This is a genomic window from Chromobacterium piscinae (assembly GCF_021129175.1).
GTDB lineage: Bacteria > Pseudomonadota > Gammaproteobacteria > Burkholderiales > Chromobacteriaceae > Chromobacterium > Chromobacterium piscinae.
The window spans coordinates 2,681-2,942 of sequence record NZ_JAJOHV010000157.1 but is presented as its reverse complement, the minus strand read 5'-3'; the positions used below and the strand labels follow the sequence as shown (position 1 = coordinate 2,942).

Genomic DNA, 262 nt, shown 5'->3' with positions numbered 1-262 from the left:
AGCCGGTGGGCGCGCTCGCCGCCGTGCGCGACGGCCGCACCTTCGGCGCCTGGCACCACTTCTACAACACGCCCTACCACATCGTGCTGCTGGAAGCCTTCGCCAAGACGCTGCAGCCGACGCGCTTCGCCAAGCTGGACCCTGACGCCAGCTGGCAGCAGCTGCACCGCGACTTCCTGGCGATCCCGCCGCAGGGCACCTACTGGGTCAAGGGAGGCAAATGAGCGAGTCCGCCCTGCCCCCGCTCACCGCGGCCGCGGTG

At 71.0% G+C, this 262-nt stretch carries 1 pseudogene; it reads left to right on the top strand.

The features are described from left to right. Positions 1 to 224: pseudogene (locus tag LQR33_RS23640) on the top strand (iron ABC transporter substrate-binding protein); the annotation flags it as partial. Positions 225 to 262: the final 38 nt, after the last annotated feature.